Origin of the sequence: Streptomyces albospinus (assembly GCF_014648695.1) — a bacterium.
In the GTDB taxonomy this organism is placed as follows: Bacteria; Actinomycetota; Actinomycetes; order Streptomycetales; family Streptomycetaceae; genus Streptomyces; species Streptomyces albospinus.
On sequence record NZ_BMRP01000001.1, the window covers coordinates 255,752 to 277,531 of the forward strand.

Genomic DNA, 21,780 nt, shown 5'->3' on the forward strand with positions numbered 1-21,780 from the left:
GGTGCCGGCTACTCCTCGACCAGGAGCTTGTCGCGCAGCTGGGCCAGGGTGCGGGCCAGGAGGCGCGAGACGTGCATCTGGGAGATGCCGACCTCCTGGGCGATCTGCGATTGGGTCATGTTGCCGAAGAACCGCAGCAGCAGGATCTTCTTCTCGCGCGGCGGGAGGTCCTCCAGCAGCGGTTTGAGGGACTCGCGGTACTCCACGCCCTCCAGCGCCTCGTCCTCGGCGCCGAGGGTGTCCGCGACGGCCGGGGACTCGTCGTCCGTGTCCGGGACGTCCAGCGACAGCGTGCTGTACGCGTTGGCCGACTCCAGGCCCTCCAGGACCTCCTCCTCGGAGATCCCCAGATGCTCCGCCAGCTCATGGACCGTGGGCGCCCGGCCGTGCCGCTGGGAGAGCTCCGCGGTCGCGGTGGTCAGCGACAGCCGCAGCTCCTGGAGGCGCCGCGGGACGCGGACCGCCCAGCCCTTGTCGCGGAAGTGCCGCTTGATCTCGCCGACGACGGTGGGGGTGGCGTACGTGGAGAACTCCACGCCGCGCTCCGGGTCGAAGCGGTCCACCGACTTGATCAGGCCGATGGTGGCGACCTGGGTCAGATCGTCCAGCGGCTCGCCGCGGTTGCGGAACCGCCGGGCCAGGTGCTCGACGAGCGGCAGATGCATCCGCACGAGGGTGTTGCGCAGCTCCGCGCGCTCCGGGGAGCCCTCGGGCAGCTTGCGCAGCTCGTAGAACATCGCCCGGGCGCCGCTGCGCTCGTGATGACCGTGCTGCGGCTCCGGGGAATGCTGATCCTGGGGCTTGTCGTCGGGGCCCGGCGGCCCGTGCCGATCCGCCTGCCGACCCTGCTGCTCGCTCTGGTCCATGTGGTCCGCCCGCTCTGCCTGCTCCGCCGCGTCCAACCGGCCGCCGTGGTCGTCCGCTCCCACCGGGTGCGGCCGGGCATGCTGCCCGGGGATGGTCGCGCCCGCCGCCATCCTCGCGCCGCGTTCGAGATCTTTCACGGGGCCCCCTGTTCGGTCATGACGGTCCGGGACCGGCGCCGCGCTCCTTGTACAGACTGATGGTGACCGTGCGGTCCTCGGCGACGGTGGAGTCGACCTTGCCGGCCAGTGCGGAGAGCACCGTCCAGGCGAAGGTGTCGCGCTCGGGAGCGCGGCCGTCGGTCGTCGGGGCCGACACCGTCACCTGGAGTGCGTCGTCGATGAGGCGGAAGACGCAGCTCAGCACACTGCCGGGGACGGCCTGTTGCAGCAGGATCGCGCAGGCTTCGTCGACCGCGATGCGCAGATCCTCGATCTCGTCGAGGGTGAAGTCCAAGCGGGCTGCGAGCCCGGCCGTGGCGGTACGCAGCACTGACAGGTAGGCACCCGCAGCGGGCAGTCGGACTTCCACGAAGTCCTGAGTCCCGGGCTCGCCTGCGATCTGGGACACCCTCACCTCCAAGGTGGCACAAGCTGGTTGAGCTGGAATGCGTGATGAATGCTCTTGGTGTTCGCGTTCTTCGGGGTATCCGTGCCGGGTGGATCTCCCTTCGGGTGAAAGGAGAACGATCCGGCGCGGCACATGGTTCGGCTGTGACGCTATCGCGATCCACGGGCCGGTGTCGCCCGGAAGGAGCAGGGCAGCCATCCGGACGGGGACGGCTCGGGCTCGCCCGGCGTCGCGTCTGTTACTGAGTGTAAAACCTCGGGCACGGACGGTGGTAGGGGTCGGAGTCGTCGAATCAAGGCCGATTACGCTCCGTTGGCCTCTGCCGTGTCGGCGAGGTGGTGCAGCTCCTCTCCAGTGAGCCGGAAGATGGTCCATTCGTCCATGGGCCGGGCGCCGATGGATCGGTAAAAACCGATGGACGGCTCGTTCCAATCGAGGACTGACCACTCGAAACGCTCGTAGGCGCGGTCCGTGCAGATCTTCGCGAGGGCCGCCAGCAGGGCCTTGCCGTGGCCGCCGCCGCGCGCCTCGGGGCGCACGTACAGGTCCTCCAGATAGATACCGTGCGTGCCCGTCCACGTCGAGAAGTTCCGGAACCACAGGGCAAAGCCCACAGGGGCGCCGTCGGCCTCGGCCAGTAGCGCGAAGGCGGCCGGCTGGGGGCCGAACAGGGCCTCCCTGAGCTGCGGTTCGGTGGCCCGGGCGGCCTCCGGGACGCGTTCGTACGCGGCCAGTTCGCCGATCATGGCCAGGATGACCGGTATGTCGTCGGGGGTCGCTTCGCGGATCATGCGCCAAGGCTAAACGGGCGCCCGGGGACGCCTCGCGGCGGAATGCGGCTCGCGGAAGGCGCCGGGGGCCGCCTCACACCAGCATCTGGTCCGTGAAGCACCAGCGCCACGAGTCGCCGGGCTCGAACGACCGCATCACCGGGTGGCCGGTCTCCTCGTAGTGCCCGGTCGCGTGCCGGTACGGGGAGGAGTCGCAGCAGCCGACATGGCCGCAGACCAGGCAGAGCCGCAGCTGCACGGGGTGGCTGCCGACGGCCAGACACTCCCGGCAGGTGTCGCTCAGCGGTGCCGGTTCGGCGCGCGGGAGTCCGAGAACATGCGTGCACTCGCTCATGATGGCCAGGTTAGATCGCCGGGAAGATCGACGGAGGATACCGGGACGGGACGGGACGGGCCGATGGACGTGATGCCGCTGCTGTTGCTGGTCGCGGGGAGCGCGGGGGTCGCCGGGATGGCGCGGCGGACGCCGGTGCCGGCGCCGCTGCTGCTGGTCGCCGCGGGGATCGGCGCCGCGTACATCCCGGGCATCCCCGACTACACCCTCGACCCGCACATCGTGCTGCCGCTGCTGCTGCCCCCGCTGCTGCACACCGCCGCCCTCGACAGCTCCTATCTGGACCTGCGGGCCAATCTGCGGCCGGTGGCGCTGCTGTCGTTCGGCTATGTGCTGTTCGCGACGCTGGCCGTCGGCTACGCCGCATACCTGCTGATCCCGGACCTGCCGCTGACCGCCGCGCTCGTCCTGGGTGCCGTGGTCGCGCCGCCGGATGCCGTCGCGGCCACCGCGATCGCCCGCAGACTGGGGCTGCCGCACCGGATCACGACGATCCTCCAGGGCGAATCGCTGGTCAACGACGCCACCGCGATCACCGCGTACAAGGTGGCGCTGGCCGCCGCGCTCGGGGTGGGCGCCACCTGGGGCGACGGCATCAGGGAGTTCGCCGTCGCGTCCGTGGGCGGCATCGGCATCGGTGTCGTGCTGATGGTGCCGCTGCACTGGCTGCGCTGCCGGCTGCGGGAGTCGGCGCTCCTGGAGAACACCCTCTCGCTGCTGATCCCCTTCACCGCCTACGCGGCTGCCGAGCAGGTCGGGGCCTCCGGGGTGCTCGCCGTCGTCGTGGTCGGCCTCTACCTGGGGCACCGCTCCTGGCAGGTGGACTTCGAGACCCGGCTCCAGGAGGGCGCCGTCTGGAAGATGGTCTCCTTCGTGCTGGAGTCCGCGGTCTTCGCGCTGATCGGGCTCCAGCTGCCGGTCGTGCTGCACGGCCTGGGGGAGTTCAGTACGGCACAGGCCCTCGGGTACGCGGCCGTGCTGTTCGCCGTGGTGGTGCTGGCGCGGTTCGTGTGGGTGTTCCCGGCGACGTATCTGCCGCGCTTCCTGTCGGCCCGGATCCGCGCCCGGGAGCCGGACACGACCTGGACCGCGCCGGTCATCGTCGGCTGGGCCGGGATGCGCGGGGTGGTCTCGTTGGCCATCGCCTTCTCCATTCCGCCGGTGGTGCACGGGGGCGGCCCCTTCCCCGCCCGCAACCTCGTGCTCTTCCTGACCTTCACCACGGTCATCGGCACCCTGGTCATCCAGGGACTGACGCTGCCCCCGCTGATCCGCGCCCTGAAGCTGCCCGGCCGGGACGCCCAGGCCGAGACGCTCGCCGAGGCGCAGGCGCAGAACGAGGCGTCGCGGGCCGCCGCGGCCCGGCTGGACGAACTCCTCCAGGACGAGCGCAACGCGCTTCCCGGACCCCTCTCCGACCGGCTGCGCACGGTCATGGAGCGGCGCCGCAACTCCGTGTGGGAGCGGCTGGGCGCGGTGAACGAGGTGACCGGGGAGTCGGCCGACGAGACCTACCGGCGGCTGGCCCGGGAGATGATCGGCGTCGAGCGGCGGGTGTTCGTCGAGCTGCGGGACGCCCGGCGGATCGACGACGAGATGATGCGGACGCTGCTGCGGCGGCTGGACCTGGAAGAGGCCGCGGCCTACCGGGAGTCGGCGGGCTAGGCCCTGTCGTCACACTCCTGCCTGCCTGCCTGCCTGCCTGCCGACGCGCTCTGCACGCGCTCTCGCCGCACCGGACAACGACCCCGGTACTCCAAGTACAGGGGCCGTCGCCCGGCGCGCCGAGAGCGCGCAGCGGACGCCGCCCGGCCCGCCCTTCGGGCGGACGACGGGAGTGTGACGACAGGACCTGGCGGGCGCGCGCGGGGCCCGTCGTCACGGCGTACCCGTGATGACCGCGGCGACCGCGGTGCCGGGGGCGAAGGCGCCCTCCCCGGCCAGCGCCGTCAGCGCGAACAGCAGCTTGGCGACGTAGACCCGTTCCACGGGCAGGCCGTGGCGCTCCTCGAAGGCGTCGGCGAAGGCGTCCAGCTCGGGGGTGCGGCGGGCGTAGCCGCCGAAGTGGAAGTCCTCCGCCAGCCGCCAGTCGCCGCGCGGGCCGCCGAAGGCCGCGCGCTGGAGCCCGGTGACCGTCTCGTGGAGGAAGTGCGGCCGGCCGCCCTTCAGGACCGGGACGCCGATGGCGCGCTGGCCCGGGGCGAGGCCGGCGGCGAGTCCGGCGAGGGTGCCGCCCGTGCCGCAGGCCACCGCGACCGTGTCCGCCGCACCGCGCAGCTCCCGGCCCAGTTCCGTACAGCCCTGCGCGGCAAGGGAGTTGCTGCCGCCTTCCGGTATGACGCGGAACGCGCCGAAGCGGTCGTGCAGCGCGGCGAGGAATTCCGGGTCGGCCTTGCGGCGGTAGCCGGCGCGGTCGATGAAGTGCAGCCGCATGCCGTCGGCGGCGCAGCGGGCCAGCGAGGGGTTGAGCGGGGCGCCGGCCAGCTCGTCGCCGCGGACCACGCCTATGGTGGCGAAGCCGAGGAGCCGGCCGGCGGCGGCCGTGGCCCGCAGATGGTTGGAGTACGCGCCGCCGAAGGTGAGCAGCGCGCGGTCGCCCGCCTCGGCCGCGGCCCGCAGATTGGGCGCCAGCTTGCGCCACTTGTTGCCCGGGAGAGCGGGATGGATGAGGTCGTCCCGCTTGAGGAGCAGGCGTATGCCCCGGCGGGAGAACGGCTCGTCGTCGATCTCCTGGAGGGGGGAGGGGAGGCGGGGCCGGAGGGCCTGGGGGTCGGGGCTGGTCACAGGGAGGGGAGGGTGAGGGTGAGGGTGGGGACGGGGTGCGGGTGGCGGTCAGCTGTGGAGGAAGCCGTCGCCGTGGGCGCTGATGTGGGCTTCGAGGGCGGTCAGGGCGCTCTGGGTGGCCTCCGGGGTGCCGCTGCCGCGGCGCTCGGCGTAGTAGGCGGCGCCCAGCTTCTTCAGCAGCTCGCCGCCGGCCCGCTGCTGCTGGATCTCGTCGACCTTCTGCTTGCCCTGGGCCAGTCCCTGCTTGGCCTGCTCCTTGGCGCGGTCGAGGAACCCGGTCATTGCTGCCTCCAAGAACATGGGTGAAGTCGGTGCGGTCGGCCGGGGCCGGCCCTCATGGATCGGGCGGGACCGACCAGTTGGCCTCGTCGGTCTCGTAAGGGATCAACGGCGCGGGCGGCCGTACGGTTCCCGTGCCAGGCTCGGGGATGCCGGCGAAGGGCGCGACACGGGTGAGCCGGTTGGCGCACCACGCGGCACAGGCGGGGGCTCCGACGGGGGCGCTCCGTGCGGCGGGTTAGCGTGTCCCCCATGGACTACCAGGCCGTTCTCGAGGAGGTAGCGGCCTTTGCGAGGCCGTTCGTGGGGCGCGGGCACGTCGCCGATTACATTCCGGCGCTGGAGCGGGTGTCCGCGGACCGCTTCGGGATCGCGGTGGCGGACATCAACGGCGCCGTGTACGGGACCGGTGACTGGGAGGTCCCGTTTTCCGTGCAGTCGATTTCCAAGGCGTTCTCGCTGGCGCTGGTGATGGCGCAGTCGCACGGTGACGACGACATCTGGAAGCGGGTCGGGCGGGAGCCTTCCGGGACGCCGTTCAATTCGCTGGTGCAGCTGGAATGGGAGAATGGGATCCCGCGCAATCCGTTCATCAATGCGGGGGCGTTGGTGGTGACCGACCGGTTGCAGACGCTGACCGGTGACGCGAGTACGTCGATGCTGGAATTCCTGCGCGAGGAGAGCGGCAACGCGGAGCTGGCGTTCGACCCGGCGGTGGCCGGTTCCGAGGCGGATCACGGCGACCGGAACGCGGCGCTGGCGCACTTCATGGCGTCGTTCGGGAATCTGGAGAATCCCGTGCCGAGCGTGATCGAGCACTATTTCTGGCAGTGCTCGATCGAGATGAGCTGCCGGGATCTGGCGGTCGCCGGGGGCTTTCTGGCGCGGCACGGGCTGCGGGCCGACGGGAGCCGGCTGCTGGAGGCGCGCGAGGCCAAGCGCATCAATGCGGTGATGCTGACGTGCGGGACATACGACGCGGCGGGGGAATTCGCGTATCGCGTGGGGCTGCCGGCAAAGAGCGGTGTGGGCGGTGGAATTGTGGCGGTGGTGCCGGGGCGGTGCACGCTGTGCGTGTGGAGTCCCGGACTGGACGCGCGCGGGAATTCCGTCGCGGGCATGGCCGCACTGGACCAGTTCACGACGCTCACCGGGTGGTCGGTGTTCTAGCGGCGGGTACGGCCGGGCCGCCGCCCGGCCGTACGCCCTGGCGTTGTGGCCTTCCCGGGAGCAGCGCATTGTGGGCGGTAGGAGGTGCACCTGCCATGGAGCACGAGATGCGCGCTGAGTATGCGGAGGGCGTGCTGCCGCACGAGGACACGCCGGTCAAGCAGTGGCACATGGCCCGGCTGGGCGCGACCACGGCGATGTGCGGCCGGGCGCTGGCGCCCGCTGCCGCCACCCAGTCGGTCGAGAGGTGGGGGACGCCCGATGCGCTGCCGTTCTGCCGTACCTGCGGCGTGATGTACATGGAGGAGCACCCGCAGGACATCCCGCTGGACGTCCGCTGAGCGGGCCTGCGGGCAGGGGGCCTACGGGCAGCGGATGACCTGGCCGGCGTACGAGAGGTTGCCGCCGAAGGCGAAGAGCAGGACGGGGGCGCCGGAGGGGATTTCCCGCCGCTCGACCAGTTTGGCGAGGGCCAGGGGGACCGAGGCGGCGGAGGTGTTGCCGGAGTCGACGACGTCGCGGGCGACCACCGCGTTGACCGCGCCGATGCGTTCGGCGACCGGCTCGATGATCCGGAGGTTGGCCTGGTGGAGGACGACGCCGGCCAGGTCCTCGGGGTGGATGCCGGCGCGGTCGCAGACCTTGCGGGCGATGGCCGGGAGCTGGGTGGTGGCCCAGCGGTAGACGGTCTGGCCCTCCTGGGAGAAGCGGGCCGGGTCGCCTTCGATGCGCACCGCGCTGCCCATCTCGGGCACCGAGCCCCACAGCACGGGGCTGATGTGCGGTTCCGGTGAGGCGGTGACGACGGCCGCGGCGGCGCCGTCCCCTACGAGGACGCAGGTGGAGCGGTCCGTCCAGTCGACCACGTCGGTGAACTTCTCCGCGCCGATGACCAGGGCGTTCGTCGCCGAGCCGGCCTGGATGGCGTGGTCGGCGGTGGCCAGGGCGTGGGTGAAGCCGGAGCAGACCACGTTGATGTCCATCGTGGCGGGGGCGGCCATGCCGAGGCGGGCGGCGACCCGCGCCGCGGTGTTCGGGCTGCGGTCGCCGGCGGTGCAGGTGGCGACCAGGACGAGGTCGATGTCCCGGGCGGCGAGCCCGGCGGCGGCCAGGGCCTTGGCGCCGGCTGCGGCGGCCATCGCGTCCACGGTCTCGTCCGGCGCGGCGACATGCCGGGTGCGGATGCCGACGCGGCTGCGGATCCAGGCGTCGTCGGTCTCCACCATCGTGGCGAGGTCGTCGTTGGTGAGCACGCGGGAGGGCTGGTAATGGCCGAGGGCCAGGACACGCGACCCGGTCATGAGGTCCCCCTGCTGGGCTTGGGCGGGCGGTACCCGACCAGTGTGGCCGCTGGGCGGCGGCGGACGGTTGCGTGATCTGCCAATGTTCGGCGGCCAGAACTGGAGAGATTTGACCGCCGTGAGCGTGTATGGGCGGTCGGTGTCGAGGGGCGCAGCGGCGGGCCCCGGCGGCGCGTGTCCGTACGTGCCGCCGGGGCCCTGTGGAGCGGTGTGCGCTCAGGTCAGGGCGCGGAAGCGGCGGAGCCGGAGGCTGTTGCCGACGACGAAGACCGAGGAGAAGGCCATCGCGGCGCCGGCGATCATCGGGTTGAGCAGGCCGGCGGCGGCCAGCGGCAGGGCGGCGACGTTGTAGCCGAAGGCCCAGAAGAGGTTGGTGCGGATGGTGCCAAGGGTGGCGCGGGCGAGGCGGATGGCGTCCGCCGCGGCGCGCAGGTCGCCCCGTACGAGGGTGAGGTCGCCGGCCTCGATGGCGGCGTCGGTGCCGGTGCCCATCGCCAGGCCGAGGTCGGCGCGGGCCAGCGCCGCGGCGTCGTTGACGCCGTCGCCGACCATGGCGACCGAGCGGCCCTCGGACTGGAGGCGCTCGATGACCGCGACCTTGTCCTCGGGGAGGACCTCGGCGATCACCTCGTCGATGCCCACCTCCGCGGCGACGGTCTCGGCGACCGCCGTGTTGTCGCCGGTGAGCAGCACCGGGGTCAGGCCCAGGGCGCGCAGCCGGCGGACGGCCTCGGCGCTGGTGGGCTTGACCGCGTCGGAGACGATCAGCACGGCGCGGGCGGCGCCGTCCCAGCCGACGGCGACCGCGGTGCCGCCGGCCGCCTCGGCCTCGTTCTTGGCGGCGGCCAGCTCGGGCGGCAGGTGCAGGCTCCAGTCGTTGAGCAGCCGCTCCCGGCCGACCAGGACGGCGTGCCCGTCGACGATGCCCTGGACGCCGAGGCCGGGGACGTTGGCGAAGTCCTCGGGGACCGGCAGGGCGCCGGACGGCTCGGCGGCCTCGGCGGCGGTGGCGACGGCGCGGGCGATGGGGTGCTCGGAGGAGTGCTCCAGCGCCCCGGCCAGCCGCAGTGCCTGCTCCCGGGTCACGCCGTCGGCGAGGTGGACGCCGGTGAGGGTCATCACGCCGGTGGTGACGGTGCCGGTCTTGTCCAGGACGATGGTGTCGACGGCGCGGGTGGACTCCAGGACCTCGGGGCCCTTGAGGAGGATGCCGAGCTGGGCGCCGCGGCCGGTGCCGACCATGAGCGCGGTCGGGGTCGCCAGGCCCAGGGCGCACGGGCAGGCGATGATCAGTACGGCGACGGCGGCGGTGAACGCGGCCACCGCGCCCTGTCCGGTGCCGAGCCAGTAGCCGAGGGTGCCGACGGCGAGCGCGATGACGACCGGCACGAAGACCGCGGAGATCCGGTCGGCGAGCCGCTGGGCGGCGGCCTTGCCGTTCTGGGCGTCCTCGACGAGCCGCGCCATGCGGGCGAGCTGGGTGTCGGCGCCGACCCGGGTGGCTTCGACGACCAGCCGGCCGCCGGCGTTGACGGTGGCTCCGGTGACGGTGTCGCCGGGGGAGACCTCCACGGGGACGGACTCACCGGTGAGCATCGACGCGTCCACGGCGGAGGCGCCCTCGACGACCCGGCCGTCGGTGGCGATCTTCTCCCCGGGCCGTACGACGAATCGGTCGCCGACGTGCAACTCGCCCACGGGAAGGCGCACTTCCCGGCCGTCGCGGAGCACCGCGACGTCCTTGGCGCCCAGTTCGAGCAGGGCCCGCAGTGCCGCGCCGGCCTTCCTCTTGGCGCGGGCCTCGAAGTAGCGGCCGGCCAGGATGAAGGTGGTGACGCCGGCCGCGGCTTCCAGGTAGATCGAGCCGCTGCCGTCGGTGCGGGCGATGGTCAGCTCGAACGGGTGGGTCATGCCGGGCATGCCGGCGGTGCCGAAGAACAGCGCCCAGAGGGACCAGCCGAAGGCGGCGAGGGTGCCGAGGGAGATCAGGGTGTCCATCGTGGCCGCGCCGTGCCGCAGATTGGTCCAGGCGGCCTTGTGGAACGGCCAGGCCGCGTGGACCACCACCGGGGCGGCCAGGGTCAGCGACAGCCACTGCCAGTTGGTGAACTGGAGCGCCGGGACCATCGCCATCAGGATCACCGGGACGGAGAGCGCGAGGGCGGTGAACAGGCGCCGGCGGAGCGCGTCGAGGGCGTCCGGGGCGCGGTCGCCGCCGGCTTCCCCGGCGGCCGGCTCCGGGGCGGGCGGCTCGGGGACCGCGGCGGTGTAGCCGGTCTTCTCCACGGTGGCGATCAGGTCCGCGGTCGCCACGCCGCTGCCCTCGGTGACCGCCACCTGCGCCTTCTCGGTGGCGTAGTTGACGGTGGCGGTCACCCCCGTCATGCGGTTGAGCTTCTTCTCGATGCGGGCGGCGCACGAGGCGCAGGTCATGCCGCCGATCTCCAGCTCGATGTGCTCGGTGATCGCGGTGGTCATGACTGCTCCTTGGTGTGCTGCGAGTGGTCCACGGTACGGGTGTGCTGCGCGGGCGGCACGTGGGCGGGGGCGTCCCGGCCGCCGGGGGCGACCGCGCGGCCGAGGCCGAATCCGGCGGCGAGGACGGCGAGCAGGATCAGTGCGTAGCCACCGAGCTTGACCGGAGTGGTCAGGGCCGTCATGGCGTCTCCTCATCGCGAGGCCGAGGGGCGCCGACGGCTGCCGGCGTCCTGTTCACTACGCGGAACCATATACCCCCCAGGGGTATTCCGTCACTCCGACCCGGACGTGTCCGCCGTCTCGTCCGGAGCCACCGCGCGGTTCACCCGGCCGGCCATCGCCCGCAGATACCCGACCAGCTCCGGCGGCTCGTGCACCGTGAACTCATGGCCCACCATGGCCAGCCGCACCGCCAGCCACGGCAGCGCATCGGGCGCGCTGCGCCAGCGGCAGGACGCCTCGCCGAGCGGCTCGACCGCGCCCGCCGCCGGCCCGCCGAGCCGGGCGGCCACCTCGTCGGCGGGCCCCTGGATCGTCGCCACCGCCCGGTGCCCGGCCGCGGCCGTCATCCCGCGCATCCGCTCCCGGACGTACGCCCCGGCATCGGCGGCGGGCAGCTCGCGCGGCGCGGTCCGCACGCCGGTGGGGAACGGCTCGGACAGCCGGTCCACGCGGAAGATCCGCCAGTCGTCGCGGTCGTTGTCGTACGCGACGAGGTACCAGCGCCGTCCCGCGGCGACCAGCCGGTGCGGTTCCACCAGGCGCCTGCTGCGGGCGCCCGCGCCCGCCAGGTAGCGAAAGCGCACCCGCTCGTGGTTGGTGATGGCCGCGGCCAGCACCGTCAGATGCTCCGGGTCGACGGTCGGGCCGTCGCCGGCCGGCATCGGGACGGTGGCCGTGCCCAGTGTGCCCACCCGCCGCCGCAGCCGGGACGGCAGCACCTGCTCCAGTTTCGCCAGCGCCCGTACGGACGCCTCCTCGATGCCCTCGATGGTGTGCCCGGCGGTGGAGCGCAGGCCGACCGCGATGGCCACCGCCTCCTCGTCGTCCAGGAGCAGCGGCGGCATCGCGGTGCCCGCGGCCAGCCGGTAGCCGCCCTCCGCGCCCATCGTGGCGTGCACCGGGTACCCCAGCTCGCGGAGCCGCTCGATGTCGCGGCGGATGGTCCGGGGGGTGACCCGCAGCCGCTCGGCCAGCTCGCTGCCGGGCCATTCGCGGGGGGTCTGGAGCAGGGACAGCAGATTCAGCAGTCGTGCCGATGTCTCACTCATGGACCGATGATGCGGGAGGAAGTAGGTCGGGAACTGTCCTAGATGGGCCCTAGTGTCGAGGACGTCGAGACGGCGCCGGAGTGCGGCGCCGCCGGCACGGCTCCCTCCGTCCCCTCCCGGCTCCCTAGGAGATACGCCCATGACCGCGCCCGACCCGATCGCGCCCGACGCGGCAGCGGCGGCCCCCGCGCCGGCCGACCGCAGACGCTGGCTCGCCCTCGCCGTGGTGCTCACCGCGAGCTTCATGGACCTGGTCGACGCCACCATCGTCAACATCGCCATCCCGAGCATCCAGAAGGACACCGGCGCGAGCTTCAGCGCCGTCCAGTGGGTCACCGCCGGATACGCCCTCGCCTTCGCCGTCGGCCTGATCACCGGCGGCCGGCTCGGCGACATCCACGGCCGCAAGCGGCTCTTCCTCCTCGGGATGGCCGGCTTCACCGCCGCCTCCGCGCTGTGCGGTCTCGCCGCGGACCCGGGGATGCTGGTCGCCGCGCGGGTGCTCCAGGGCGCGATGGCCGCGCTGATGGTGCCGCAGGTGCTGGCGATCATCCACGTCAGCTTCCCGGCCCACGAACGCGGCAAGGTCTTCGGGATGTTCGGCGCGGTCATCGGGCTGGGCGCGGTCTGCGGTCCGCTGATCGGCGCGCTGCTCACCCAGGGCGACCTCTTCGGCCTGGAATGGCGCCCGATATTCCTGATCAACCTGCCCGTGGGGCTCGCCGGCATCGTCCTCGGCCGCCGCTTCATCGGCGAGTCCAAGGCGGCCACCGCGCTCCGCCTCGACCTGGTCGGCACGGCCCTGGCCACCCTCGGCCTGCTGATGGTGCTCTACCCGCTCACCCAGGGCCGCGAGGCCGGCTGGCCGGTATGGGGCTTTGTGTCCATGGCCGCCGCCCCGCTCGTCTTCGCGGTGTTCGTCCGCTACGAGCGCGCCAAGGCCCGCAAGGACGGCTCGCCGCTCGTCGAGCTCTCCCTCTTCCGGATCAGGACGTTCGCGGCGGGCGTCGGCGTGCAGCTGACCTTCGGGGCGGTCAGCGGGCTCTTCTTCCTCATCTGGACGCTCTACATGCAGCTCGGGCTGGGCTGGGGCCCGCTGCACGCCGGGCTGACCGGGGTCCCGTTCTCCCTCGCCTGCTCGGCCGCGGCCGGGATGTCCGTCCAGAAGCTGGTGCCCCGCTTCGGCCGCAAGGTGCTCCAGGCCGGTGCGCTGATCATGCTCTCCGGCGCCCTCCTCTACCTCTGGGAGGCCGGCCGCTACGGCACCGCCATGCAGTCCTGGCAGATGGCCCCGGCGATGCTGCTGATGGGCGCCGGTATGGGCCTGATCGTCGCGCCGATCACCGACGCGGTGCTCTCCGAGGTGCCCACCGAGCACTCCGGCTCGGCCTCCGGCATCTTCAACACCACCTCCCAGGTGGGCATGGCGCTGGGGCTGGCCCTGTCGTCGGTGGCGTTCTTCGGGGTCGTGGGTGACGGCGCGGGCGGCGGCCCGGCCTTCATCCCGGCCACCACCCGCGCCCTGTGGTGGATAGCCGGCGGGCTGGTGCTGGTCTTCGGGCTGCTGTTCCTGCTGCCGCGGCGGGCGCGGCAGCACGGCGCGCCCGAGGCGGCACCGGCGGACCCGGCCGCGGCGCGGGACGAGCGCGTCCTGGCCTCCTGACCGGTTCCGGCCGGGCGGGCGGTGTGCGGGAACGCACGCCCGGGGGTGCACAAGGGCAAAGGGAAGGGACGGTTCCGACCACCTCCCGGTGCGGACTGCGCAAAATCGCCCCGTACGCCGTACCCCTTGTGCACCCCCGGGCGATACTGGCCCGGTGTCGATGATCAGCAATCTCCGCAAAGCCGTCCGGCTGCCGCAGCCGCGCCACGGCGGGGTCGACCTCAGCCACCCCGCCCGCTCGCCGCTCGGCACCGCCGTGGTGAACTGCGCGGTGTACGCCTCCGGTGTGCGCCAGGACGGCCACCGGTCGGCCGAGGCGGCGCTCCAGCAGGTCCGCGGGGCCGGCGACGGATTCGTCTGGATCGGCCTGCACGAGCCGTCCGAGGTGGAATTCGCCGAAATCGTCGAGCTGTTCGGGCTGCACCCGCTCGCGGTGGAGGACGCGGTCCACGCCCATCAGCGACCCAAGCTGGAGCGCTACGACGACTCGCTGTTCACCGTCTTCAAGACCTGCCGCTACGTCGAGCACGACCAGCTCACCGACACCAGCGAGGTCGTGGACACCGGCGAGATCATGGTCTTCACCGGCGCCGACTTCGTGATCACGGTACGGCACGGCGGGCACGGCTCGCTGGGCCCGCTGCGCGAACAACTGGAGCGCGACCCCGACCAGTTGGCGCTCGGCCCGTCCGCCGTACTGCACGCCATCGCCGACCTCGTGGTGGACGACTACCTGGATGTCGCCGCCGCCGTCCAGGACGACATCGACGACGTCGAGAGCGAGGTCTTCTCCGTACGGGGCAGCGGCGGCGCCGGCCGCATCTACCAGCTCAAGCGCGAACTCCTGGAACTGAAGCGGGCGGTGACCCCGCTGGACCGCCCCCTCCAGGAGCTCGCCAACAAGTCGATCCCGTACATCGACCCCCGCATCAAGACCTACTTCCGGGACGTCTCCGACCACCTGGACCGGGTCCGGGAGCAGATCACCGGTTTCGACGAACTGCTCAACTCCATACTTCAGGCGCATCTCGCCCAGGTCGCCAACGCCCAGAACGAGGCGATGCGCCGGATGTCCGCCTGGGCCGCGATCCTGGCCGTCCCCACCATGGTCACCGGCATCTACGGCATGAACTTCGAGCACATGCCGGAGAAGAGCTGGACGTTCGGCTATCCGCTGGTGATGGCGCTGATGGTGGGGGTCTGCTGGGTGATGCACCGCGGCTTCAAGCGGAACGGCTGGCTCTAGCCGTTGCCGCGGGCCCGCCGTCAGCCGTTACCGCGGGCCCGTCACCGCGGCCCGCGCGCTCACCGGCCGGCCACGTGCCGCGGGCGGGCCGCGCCCAGGCCGGCCGCGATCTGCGGGAGCAGCAGCGCCAGCAGGACGGCCAGCGGGACGGTCCAGGTGCCCGAGGCATCGTGCACGGCGCCCAGCACGGCCGGGCCGGTGGCGGCGAGGATGTAGCCGAAGCACTGGGCCATGCTGGAGAGTTGGGCGGTGTGCCGGGCGTCCGGGGCGCGCTGCACGATGAACAGCAGCGCAAGGCTGATCGCCGCGCCCTGGCCCAGCCCGAGCAGCGCCATCCACAGGTACGCACCGCCGACCGGCGCCACCAGCACGCCGGTGAAGCCGGCCGCGCACAGCACCGTGCCGAGGGCCGCCAGCACCCCGGCCCGCAGCCGCCGGCCGACGGCGACCGGCGCCAGGAACGACCCCGCGATGCCCAGCAGCGAGGAGAACGACAGCATCCAGCCGGCGTCGCCCGTGCCCATCCCGGCGTCCTTGAGCATCGTCGGCAGCCAGGCGGCGGCTGCGTAGTAGCTCAGCGACTGGAGGCCCATGAAGCCGGTGACCTGCCAGGCCAGCGGGTCGCGCCACAGCCCGCGTACGGGATGGGCGGCCTCCCGGGCCGCGGCGGCCGGCACCCGGGTGCGGCTGCGGAGCTGCGGCAGCCAGACGAGCAGTGCGACGACCGCGAGCGCGCCCCAACAGGCCAGCGTCGCCTGCCAGTTCAGCCCGGAGGCCCGCTGCACGGGCACCGTGACACCGGCCGCCAGCGCCGCGCCGCCGAACAGCGACATGGAGTACAGCCCGGTCATCAGGCCGGCCTTCGCCGGGAAGTCCCGCTTGATCAGGCCGGGCAGCAGGACGTTGGCGACGGCGATCCCGGCGCCGATCACGACGGTGCCGGCGAACAGCGCGACGACCGAGTCCAGCAGCCGCAGCCCGGTGCCCAGACAGATCAGCACCATCGTGCCGAGCAGCGACCGCTCCATGCCGAAGCGCCGGCCCAGCCGCGGCGCGAGGGGCGCCAGCAGGCCGAAGCAGAGCAGCGGCAGCGCGGTGAGCAGGCTGGTGGCGGCGGCCGACATCCCGCTCTCGGCGCGGATGGTGCCGGCCAGCGGGGAGACCGCGACGAGCGCCGGGCGCAGGTTCAGCGCCAGCAGGATCACGCCGATGCCGAGGGAGAGGGCGCGGCGCCCGGCGGCACCGGCGGGGGCGGGCGCGTCCGGCGGCGCCGCGGCCAGGTCAACGGGCCGTTCCGGCGCCGCCGTTATGCCTGTCGGTCCTTCCGTCATCGATGATGGCCTTCCCTCGTGGCGTGGTGACGCGCGTGCGTCGGTGATGTGCGGTCGGTGTGGCGGGTGCGGGGCGGCGCGGCGCCGCCGGCCGGCTACGCGGTCCCCGCGGGCGGTTCGCGCAGTGCGTCGGCGGCCTCGGTGAGATGCGCCAGCGCCGCGCGCTCGGCGGCGTCCGGGTCCTGTGCCTCGATGGCGTCGACGATGGCGGTGTGCGCGTCGAGCTGGTGGCGCACCGCGTCGGGCAGCAGCGGAATGGCCACCACCGCCTCCAGCGTGCCGCGCAGCGCGTCGCTCAGGTGCTCGTAGAGCTCGGCCAGCACGCTGTTGTGCGCGGCGGCGGCGACGGCCCGGTGGAACCGCATGTCCGCCTCCACGAACCGGGCCGCATCGCCGGACTCCCAGGCCCGGCCGCGCACCGCCAGCGCCTCGCGCAGCGCGGCCAGGCCCTCGTCGGTACGGCGCCGGGCGGCATGGCGGGCCGCGTCGCGCTCCAGGCAGGCACGCACCTCGTACGCCTCCAGGTGCGCGGCGCGACGCAGCCGCCGCTGCACCGCGGCGCCGAAGTCGCTGCGCGCGCGGACGTAGGTCCCGTCGCCCTGCCGCGGCTCCAGCATCCCGGTGTGCACCAGTGCGCGGACCGCCTCCCGGACGGTGTTCCGGCCGACGTCCAGCTGCTCCACCAGGACCGGCTCGGCCGGGATCTTGCTCCCCACCGGCCACTCGCCCTCGGTGATCAGCCGCTCCATCTGCTCGATGACCAGGTCGACCAGGCTGGTACGGGCGGTGCTGCGCAGCGGCATCGGGCCGTCCTCTCGTCTCGCGGTTCCCCTCACAGGATTCCACCGGTGATGGGAACATCCCATGTTTAGCCGTGTCAACCGGCCGGGCTTAGCCTGAGGGCGTCGGCGATCTCGGCGAACGCGATGATCCCGGCGGACCCGATCCCGTCAGCCATGGAGACACATGGACGAGCGAGCCCGACGGGCCGCGCCCTGGCAGGGCGAGTGGCCGGTGATCGGCGCGGTGGCCGTGGGCGGTGCCATCGGCGCCGTGGCCCGTTACGGCGCCGCCCTGATCTGGCCCACCGGCACCGGCGCCTTCCCCTGGACGACGCTCGCCGTCAATGTGTCCGGATGTGCGGTGATGGGCGTCCTGATGGTGCTGATCACCGAGGTGTGGACGGCGCACCGGCTGCTCCGCCCGTTCCTCGGCACCGGCATCCTCGGCGGCTTCACCACCTTCTCGACCTATGTCGTGGACATCGAGCGCCTGGTGGAGGCCCACCGGGTGGCGGCGGCACTGGCGTACCTCGCGGCCACCCTGTTCGCCGCGCTCGCGGCCGTGACGGTCGGGATGGCCGCGAGCCGGGCGCTCTTCGGACTGAGGCGGCGGACGGCATGACGGACGACATGAGGGGCGCTACGGCGCACCGCGGGGTTCCGGCGCTGCGGCTGACGGTGGTCGTCGGCGAGCAGGAGGTGTGGCACCACAGGCCCCTCTACGCGGAGATCGTGCACCGGGCCCGCGCGGCGGGGCTGGCCGGGGCCAGCGTCTTCCGCGGTGTCGAGGGCTTCGGGACCACCTCGGTGATCCACACCCAGCGGCTGCTGTCGCTCAGCGAGGAACTGCCGGTCGCGGTCGTCGCCGTCGACGCCGAGGACCGGATCCGCGGGTTCCTGCCGCAGCTGGACGAACTCCTGGCGGGCGGGGGCCTGGTGACGCTCGATCCATGCGAGATGATCGCTTACCAGGGGCGGCCGGAGAGGGCCGCGGGCGGGGAGGACGGACGCGGGTGAACTGGCTGCTGGTGGTGGCCGGTGCCATGGTCGGGGCACCGCTGCGCTTTCTCACCGACCGCTTCGTCCAGGCCCGGCACGACAGCGTCTTCCCCTGGGGGACGTTCGCCGTCAACGTGTCCGGCAGCCTGATCCTCGGCACGCTGACCGGCGCGGTCGCCGCCGGTGCGGCCACCTCACACGCCCAACTGCTGGTCGGTACGGGCCTGTGCGGGGCGCTGACGACCTACTCGACCTTCTCGTACGAGACCCTGCGGCTGACGACCGACGGGGCGCGCCTGTACGCGGCGGCCAATGTCGTCCTGAGCCTGATCGCCGGACTCGCCGCCGCCTTCGCCGGAGCGGCCCTCGCACGGGCCCTCTGGGGCTGACCTCGGCGGGGCCGCTCCCGGCGCCGCCCGCCGACCGGCCGGACATGCGCGAGCGGTGGGGCTCAGGGAAGAGCCCCACCGCAAGGGCGGACGCACGGAACACCTCGGCCGGTGGGGATACGAGGGCCGGCCGCCAGGTAACGGTCCTCGTCGGCCGCGGGCCGCCGGCCGTTCCCCGGCCACCGTCAGCCCGGCCGGGGAGCGGCCGGCCACCGCCGTACCGCGTCGTCGGGCGGCCGTACGGGCCACCCGGCCACCTGAAGGGTCAGGCGGCCGTGCCGAAGCGGATGCCCGCCAGGCCGTTCGCCCAGAGCTGGTCCACCTTGGCGCGCTCGTTCGCGTCCGGCTGGGTGTTCTGGCAGGACGGGCCGGGGCCGCCGCCGGACATCAGCTCGCTGCACGGACCCTCGTAGTGGTCCGGCAGGCCCAGCACATGGCCGGTCTCGTGGGCGACCACGCGCGTGGAGTTGTACTCCTCGGACTGCTTGTGGTCGATGAAGACGAAGCCCTTGCCGTGGCCGTCGGTGCTGGCGTACGAACCGCGCGGGTCGTCGCCCTCCTTGTACTGGAAGTCGCCGCCGCTGCCTTCCTGGAGCTTGACGTTCTTGACCGCGCCGTTCCATATCGACGCGGCCTGGGATATCTGGCTCTGGTACGTCGGGGCGGCGCTGGCGTCGTAGGTGACGGTGACCGCAGCCGCGTCCGGGTGTGCCTTCATCTTGGCGCGGGCCGACTTCATGACGGCCTCGAAGAACGCCTTGGTGTCCGCCTTCTCGGCCGCCGATCCGGTGTACGCGGCGATCGAAGCGGCGGTGCTGCGGTGGGAGTTGGCATGAGTCGAGGGGGAAGCTGCCGAGACCGGCGCTGCGGCTGCGAGCGCGGCGGCGAGGCCCAGTCCGAGCGCTGCCGACAGCGCCGTCTTGGGAGATTTCATGTGGGGGGCTCCTTAATCTCCGAGGGCCGTACGGCCGCCGTGTGGGGCGGCGGCCGGGGCCCTGCGGATTTCTTGGTGCCGTTGAGTCTGAACGGAGTTCACCCGGAAGGCGGAGATGCCAGGTGGCGATAGCGCCAGGCAATACCCCTGTGAAAAAGCGGGTGTTCAGGCAGGTTTAAGAGTCTGGTGTGAGCTGCGCCTGCGCGTTTATGCTCCGGACGTGGAGCTAGAGGTAAGGCATCTTCGCGCTTTGTGCGCCATCGCCGACACCGGCAGCGTACGCAAGGCGGCGCGGCAGTTGGGTATGACCCAGCCTTCCTTGACGACCCAGTTGCGCCGTATCGAGAAAGCCCTCGGCGGCCAGCTCTTCTTCCGTGAACCGAGCGGCAGCCGGCCGACACCCCTCGGGCACTCGGTGCTGTGCCGGGCCCGGCCGATAGTGGCCGAAATGCGCGCGCTTGTCGAGGAGATCGCGTCGGCTTCCGTCCGCGAGGAGGGTGCCCGGCTGCACATCGGCAGTACGAACAGCCCCGCCGTGGCCGGCTGGCTGCGGCGGCTGCGGGTGCGGCTGCCGGAGACCGACACCACGATACGGACCGATGTGTCCGCCAATGCCCTGCTGCACATGGTCGCGATGGGGCAGCTCGACGCCGCCTTCGTCCACGAGGTCGAGGGCGCCCCGCTGCGCGTGCCCGAGGGCCTGGTGGAGCACGAACTCCTCGCCAGGGAGCCCCAGTTCATCGCTCTCGCGGACACCCACCCGGCCACCGCCCGGTCCGTCGTCCGGGTCGCCGACCTCGCCGACGACCAGTGGATGGTCGACCCGACCGTCGACGGCGAATGGGCCGGACTGCGCCGCATCTGGGCCGCCGCCGGGATCAACCCCCGTGTGGTGCACGGCGACTACCTCACCGCCGTGGACCTCGTCACGGCCGGCGAGGTCGTCACCCCCTGCCAGCCCACCGCCCGCTCCCGCCCCGGCATGGCGATCCGCCCGCTGCACGGCGACCCGCTGGCCGTCCGCCTCTTCATGGCCTGCCGCCCGGACGGCGCCCCGGCCGCCGCCGCCGACGACCTGTTCGCCGATCTGACCGCCTCGTACATGGAGATCGCCTGGGCGAGCGAGGCGTATCGCGACTGGCTGGTCCGGCACGACGGCCCGCTGAGGGCGGGCAGGTAGCGCGGGGGACGGCCGCGGACGGTCGCCGGACGCCCCGGTACGGCACGGTGCCCGCGGCGGCCGGAATCAGCCCTCCCGCTCCGCCTCCGCCGCCCGTTCCTCCAACAGGGCCCGCTCCCGGGCGTTACGGGTCATCGAGGCCGCCCGCAGGAACTCCTCCCGGGCCTCCGCGGCCCGCCCCAGCCGGGCCAGCAGATCGCCGCGGACGCTCGGCAGCAGGTGGTAGCCCGCCAGCGCCGGCTCCGCCGCCAGCCCGTCCGCCACCGCCAGGCCCTGCACGGGCCCGTACGCCATCCCCACCGCCACCGCGCGGTTCAGCTCCACGACCGGGGACGGCGCGACCCGGCCCAGCGCCTCGTACAGCACCGCGATCCGCGGCCAGTCGGTCTCCTGCGCGGTCCGCGCCCGCGCGTGACAGGCGGCGATGGCGGCCTGGAGGGCGTACGGGCCGACCGTGCCACCCAGTTCCTCGGCGCGGGCCAGGGCGGCCAGCCCGCGCCGGATCAGCAGCCGGTCCCAGCGCGCGCGGTTCTGCTCCAGCAGCAGCACCGGCTCGCCCGCCGGGCCGGTCCGCGCGGCCGACCGGGACGCCTGGATCTCCATCAGCGCCACCAGCCCGTGCGCCTCCGGCTCGTCCGGGAGCAGCCCGGCCACCATCCGGCCCAGCCGCAGTGCGTCCTCGCACAGCGCCGGACGCATCCAGTCGTCGCCGGCCGTCGCCGCGTACCCCTCGTTGAAGACCAGGTAGACGACCTCCAGCACCGACGACAGCCGGCCGGCCAGCTCCCCGGCGGCCGGCACCTCGAACGGCACCCCGGCCGCGGCGAGCTTCTTCTTGGCCCGGACGATCCGCTGCTGCACGGTCGTCTCCGACACCAGGAAGGCGCGGGCGATCTCGTCCGTCCGCAGCCCGCCGAGCAGCCGCAGGGTCAGCGCCACCCGTGCCTGGGTGGAGAGCACCGGATGGCAGGCGACGAACACCAGCCGCAGCAGGTCGTCCTCGATCACCCGGGGGTCGAGGACCCGCGCGAAGTCGGCCTCGGACGGGCCCGGTCGGCGCTCCGCCTCGCGCCCCAGCGCCTCGACCTTCTGCGCCAGCCGCTCCCGGCGGCGCAGCAGGTCGATCGCCCGGTTCCTGGCGGTGGCCATCAGCCAGGCCCCCGGATTGTCCGGGACGCCGGTTTCCGGCCACCGCTCCAGGGCGGCCACCAGCGCGTCCTGCGACAGCTCCTCGGCGAGCCCGACATCGCGGACGATCCGGGTCAGCCCGGCGATCAGCCGCGGCGACTCGATCCGGAACACCGCCTCGACCGCCCGCCGCGCCTCGCCCGCCGTCGTCTCTCCCGCTGCCACGGCCACATCAGAACACCCCCGCCGCGGCGCGGCAAACCGCACCGCGGCGGGGCCCGGCACC

The 21,780-nt window shown here is 73.1% G+C and carries 23 protein-coding genes; 9 read left to right on the top strand and 14 right to left on the bottom strand.

Going from position 1 to position 21,780, the window contains the following annotated elements; translation table 11 throughout:
* Nucleotides 1-8: 8 nt before the first annotated feature.
* From IEZ17_RS01310 to IEZ17_RS01325, 4 genes are all read right to left on the bottom strand, one after another.
* Nucleotides 9-977, bottom strand: coding sequence for an RNA polymerase sigma factor SigF (locus IEZ17_RS01310; RefSeq protein WP_189296172.1), 969 nt, complete (start codon nt 975-977; stop codon nt 9-11).
* A gap of 43 nt (nt 978-1,020) precedes the next feature.
* The gene (locus IEZ17_RS01315; protein ID WP_003985353.1) at nt 1,021-1,434 is read right to left on the bottom strand and encodes an ATP-binding protein; all 414 of its coding nucleotides are present in this window, start codon (nt 1,432-1,434) and stop codon (nt 1,021-1,023) included.
* Nucleotides 1,435-1,736: 302 nt separating this feature from the next.
* Complete coding sequence (locus tag IEZ17_RS01320; protein ID WP_189295422.1) at nt 1,737-2,225, bottom strand: GNAT family N-acetyltransferase; 489 nt, start codon at nt 2,223-2,225, stop codon at nt 1,737-1,739.
* Between the two features lie 73 nt (nt 2,226-2,298).
* A complete protein-coding gene (locus IEZ17_RS01325; RefSeq protein ID WP_189295424.1) occupies nt 2,299-2,559 on the bottom strand; it encodes a UBP-type zinc finger domain-containing protein in 261 nt (86 codons plus the stop codon).
* Nucleotides 2,560-2,622: 63 nt separating this feature from the next.
* Here IEZ17_RS01325 and IEZ17_RS01330 point away from each other — a divergent pair, with 63 nt between their 5' ends.
* Nucleotides 2,623-4,224, top strand: a complete 1,602-nt coding sequence (locus IEZ17_RS01330; protein WP_189295426.1) for a Na+/H+ antiporter — start codon at nt 2,623-2,625, stop codon at nt 4,222-4,224.
* A 213-nt stretch (nt 4,225-4,437) separates the two neighbouring features.
* Here the strand turns inward: IEZ17_RS01330 and IEZ17_RS01335 are convergent, their stop codons facing one another.
* Nucleotides 4,438-5,343 carry a 1-aminocyclopropane-1-carboxylate deaminase/D-cysteine desulfhydrase gene (locus tag IEZ17_RS01335; protein ID WP_189295428.1) on the bottom strand — a complete coding sequence of 302 codons (906 nt, stop codon included), beginning with the start codon at nt 5,341-5,343 and terminating at the stop codon, nt 4,438-4,440.
* Nucleotides 5,344-5,391: 48 nt separating this feature from the next.
* Nucleotides 5,392-5,625: a hypothetical protein gene (locus IEZ17_RS01340; RefSeq protein WP_189295430.1), complete on the bottom strand. Its 234-nt coding sequence runs from the start codon at nt 5,623-5,625 to the stop codon at nt 5,392-5,394.
* Nucleotides 5,626-5,874: 249 nt separating this feature from the next.
* Here IEZ17_RS01340 and IEZ17_RS01345 point away from each other — a divergent pair, with 249 nt between their 5' ends.
* Complete coding sequence (locus IEZ17_RS01345) at nt 5,875-6,792, top strand: glutaminase (protein ID WP_189295432.1); 918 nt, start codon at nt 5,875-5,877, stop codon at nt 6,790-6,792.
* Nucleotides 6,793-6,887: 95 nt separating this feature from the next.
* On the top strand, nt 6,888-7,133 hold the full coding sequence (locus tag IEZ17_RS01350; RefSeq protein WP_159508111.1) for a hypothetical protein: 246 nt from the start codon (nt 6,888-6,890) through the stop codon (nt 7,131-7,133).
* Nucleotides 7,134-7,154: 21 nt separating this feature from the next.
* On the opposite strand, the gene IEZ17_RS01355 is transcribed toward IEZ17_RS01350, so the two are convergent.
* The 4 genes from IEZ17_RS01355 to IEZ17_RS01370 all read right to left on the bottom strand — a co-directional run bounded on the left by IEZ17_RS01355 (nt 7,155) and on the right by IEZ17_RS01370 (nt 11,842).
* The gene (locus IEZ17_RS01355) at nt 7,155-8,093 is read right to left on the bottom strand and encodes a beta-ketoacyl-ACP synthase III (RefSeq protein ID WP_189295435.1); all 939 of its coding nucleotides are present in this window, start codon (nt 8,091-8,093) and stop codon (nt 7,155-7,157) included.
* Between the two features lie 216 nt (nt 8,094-8,309).
* A complete protein-coding gene (locus IEZ17_RS01360; RefSeq protein WP_189295437.1) occupies nt 8,310-10,571 on the bottom strand; it encodes a heavy metal translocating P-type ATPase in 2,262 nt (753 codons plus the stop codon).
* Nucleotides 10,568-10,753, bottom strand: a complete 186-nt coding sequence (locus IEZ17_RS01365) for a hypothetical protein (RefSeq protein WP_189295439.1) — start codon at nt 10,751-10,753, stop codon at nt 10,568-10,570. Before IEZ17_RS01365 ends, IEZ17_RS01360 begins: the two co-directional genes overlap by 4 nt.
* A gap of 90 nt (nt 10,754-10,843) precedes the next feature.
* Nucleotides 10,844-11,842, bottom strand: coding sequence for a helix-turn-helix transcriptional regulator (locus IEZ17_RS01370; protein ID WP_189295441.1), 999 nt, complete (start codon nt 11,840-11,842; stop codon nt 10,844-10,846).
* 139 nt (nt 11,843-11,981) lie between these two features.
* Here IEZ17_RS01370 and IEZ17_RS01375 point away from each other — a divergent pair, with 139 nt between their 5' ends.
* Together IEZ17_RS01375 and IEZ17_RS01380 are read left to right on the top strand one after the other, a co-directional pair.
* Nucleotides 11,982-13,505, top strand: coding sequence for an MFS transporter (locus tag IEZ17_RS01375; RefSeq protein ID WP_189295443.1), 1,524 nt, complete (start codon nt 11,982-11,984; stop codon nt 13,503-13,505).
* 160 nt (nt 13,506-13,665) lie between these two features.
* Entirely contained in the window at nt 13,666-14,751 is a 1,086-nt protein-coding gene (locus IEZ17_RS01380) for a magnesium and cobalt transport protein CorA (protein WP_189296174.1), read from the top strand.
* 59 nt (nt 14,752-14,810) lie between these two features.
* Here the strand turns inward: IEZ17_RS01380 and IEZ17_RS01385 are convergent, their stop codons facing one another.
* Nucleotides 14,811-16,082 carry a CynX/NimT family MFS transporter gene (locus IEZ17_RS01385; RefSeq protein ID WP_189295445.1) on the bottom strand — a complete coding sequence of 424 codons (1,272 nt, stop codon included), beginning with the start codon at nt 16,080-16,082 and terminating at the stop codon, nt 14,811-14,813.
* A 95-nt stretch (nt 16,083-16,177) separates the two neighbouring features.
* Entirely contained in the window at nt 16,178-16,885 is a 708-nt protein-coding gene (locus IEZ17_RS01390; RefSeq protein WP_189295447.1) for a FadR/GntR family transcriptional regulator, read from the bottom strand.
* A 163-nt stretch (nt 16,886-17,048) separates the two neighbouring features.
* On the opposite strand from IEZ17_RS01390, the gene crcB (IEZ17_RS01395) reads away from it, so the two are divergent.
* Genes crcB (IEZ17_RS01395) through crcB (IEZ17_RS01405) form a run of 3 tightly spaced genes read left to right on the top strand, consistent with a single transcriptional unit; the run spans nt 17,049 to nt 18,252 of the window.
* Nucleotides 17,049-17,486, top strand: coding sequence for a fluoride efflux transporter CrcB (crcB, locus tag IEZ17_RS01395; RefSeq protein WP_189295449.1), 438 nt, complete (start codon nt 17,049-17,051; stop codon nt 17,484-17,486).
* Nucleotides 17,483-17,881 carry a DUF190 domain-containing protein gene (locus IEZ17_RS01400; protein ID WP_229851652.1) on the top strand — a complete coding sequence of 133 codons (399 nt, stop codon included), beginning with the start codon at nt 17,483-17,485 and terminating at the stop codon, nt 17,879-17,881. The genes crcB (IEZ17_RS01395) and IEZ17_RS01400 overlap by 4 nt, the downstream gene beginning before the upstream one ends.
* The gene (gene crcB, locus IEZ17_RS01405) at nt 17,878-18,252 is read left to right on the top strand and encodes a fluoride efflux transporter CrcB (RefSeq protein WP_189295451.1); all 375 of its coding nucleotides are present in this window, start codon (nt 17,878-17,880) and stop codon (nt 18,250-18,252) included. Before IEZ17_RS01400 ends, crcB (IEZ17_RS01405) begins: the two co-directional genes overlap by 4 nt.
* Before the next feature lie 265 nt (nt 18,253-18,517).
* Here the strand turns inward: crcB (IEZ17_RS01405) and snpA are convergent, their stop codons facing one another.
* Nucleotides 18,518-19,186, bottom strand: coding sequence for a snapalysin (snpA, locus tag IEZ17_RS01410; RefSeq protein WP_189295453.1), 669 nt, complete (start codon nt 19,184-19,186; stop codon nt 18,518-18,520).
* 220 nt (nt 19,187-19,406) lie between these two features.
* Here snpA and IEZ17_RS01415 point away from each other — a divergent pair, with 220 nt between their 5' ends.
* The gene (locus IEZ17_RS01415; RefSeq protein ID WP_229851654.1) at nt 19,407-20,366 is read left to right on the top strand and encodes a LysR family transcriptional regulator; all 960 of its coding nucleotides are present in this window, start codon (nt 19,407-19,409) and stop codon (nt 20,364-20,366) included.
* A 66-nt stretch (nt 20,367-20,432) separates the two neighbouring features.
* Here the strand turns inward: IEZ17_RS01415 and IEZ17_RS01420 are convergent, their stop codons facing one another.
* Nucleotides 20,433-21,725: an RNA polymerase sigma factor gene (locus tag IEZ17_RS01420; protein ID WP_373299710.1), complete on the bottom strand. Its 1,293-nt coding sequence runs from the start codon at nt 21,723-21,725 to the stop codon at nt 20,433-20,435.
* Nucleotides 21,726-21,780 lie beyond the last annotated feature (55 nt).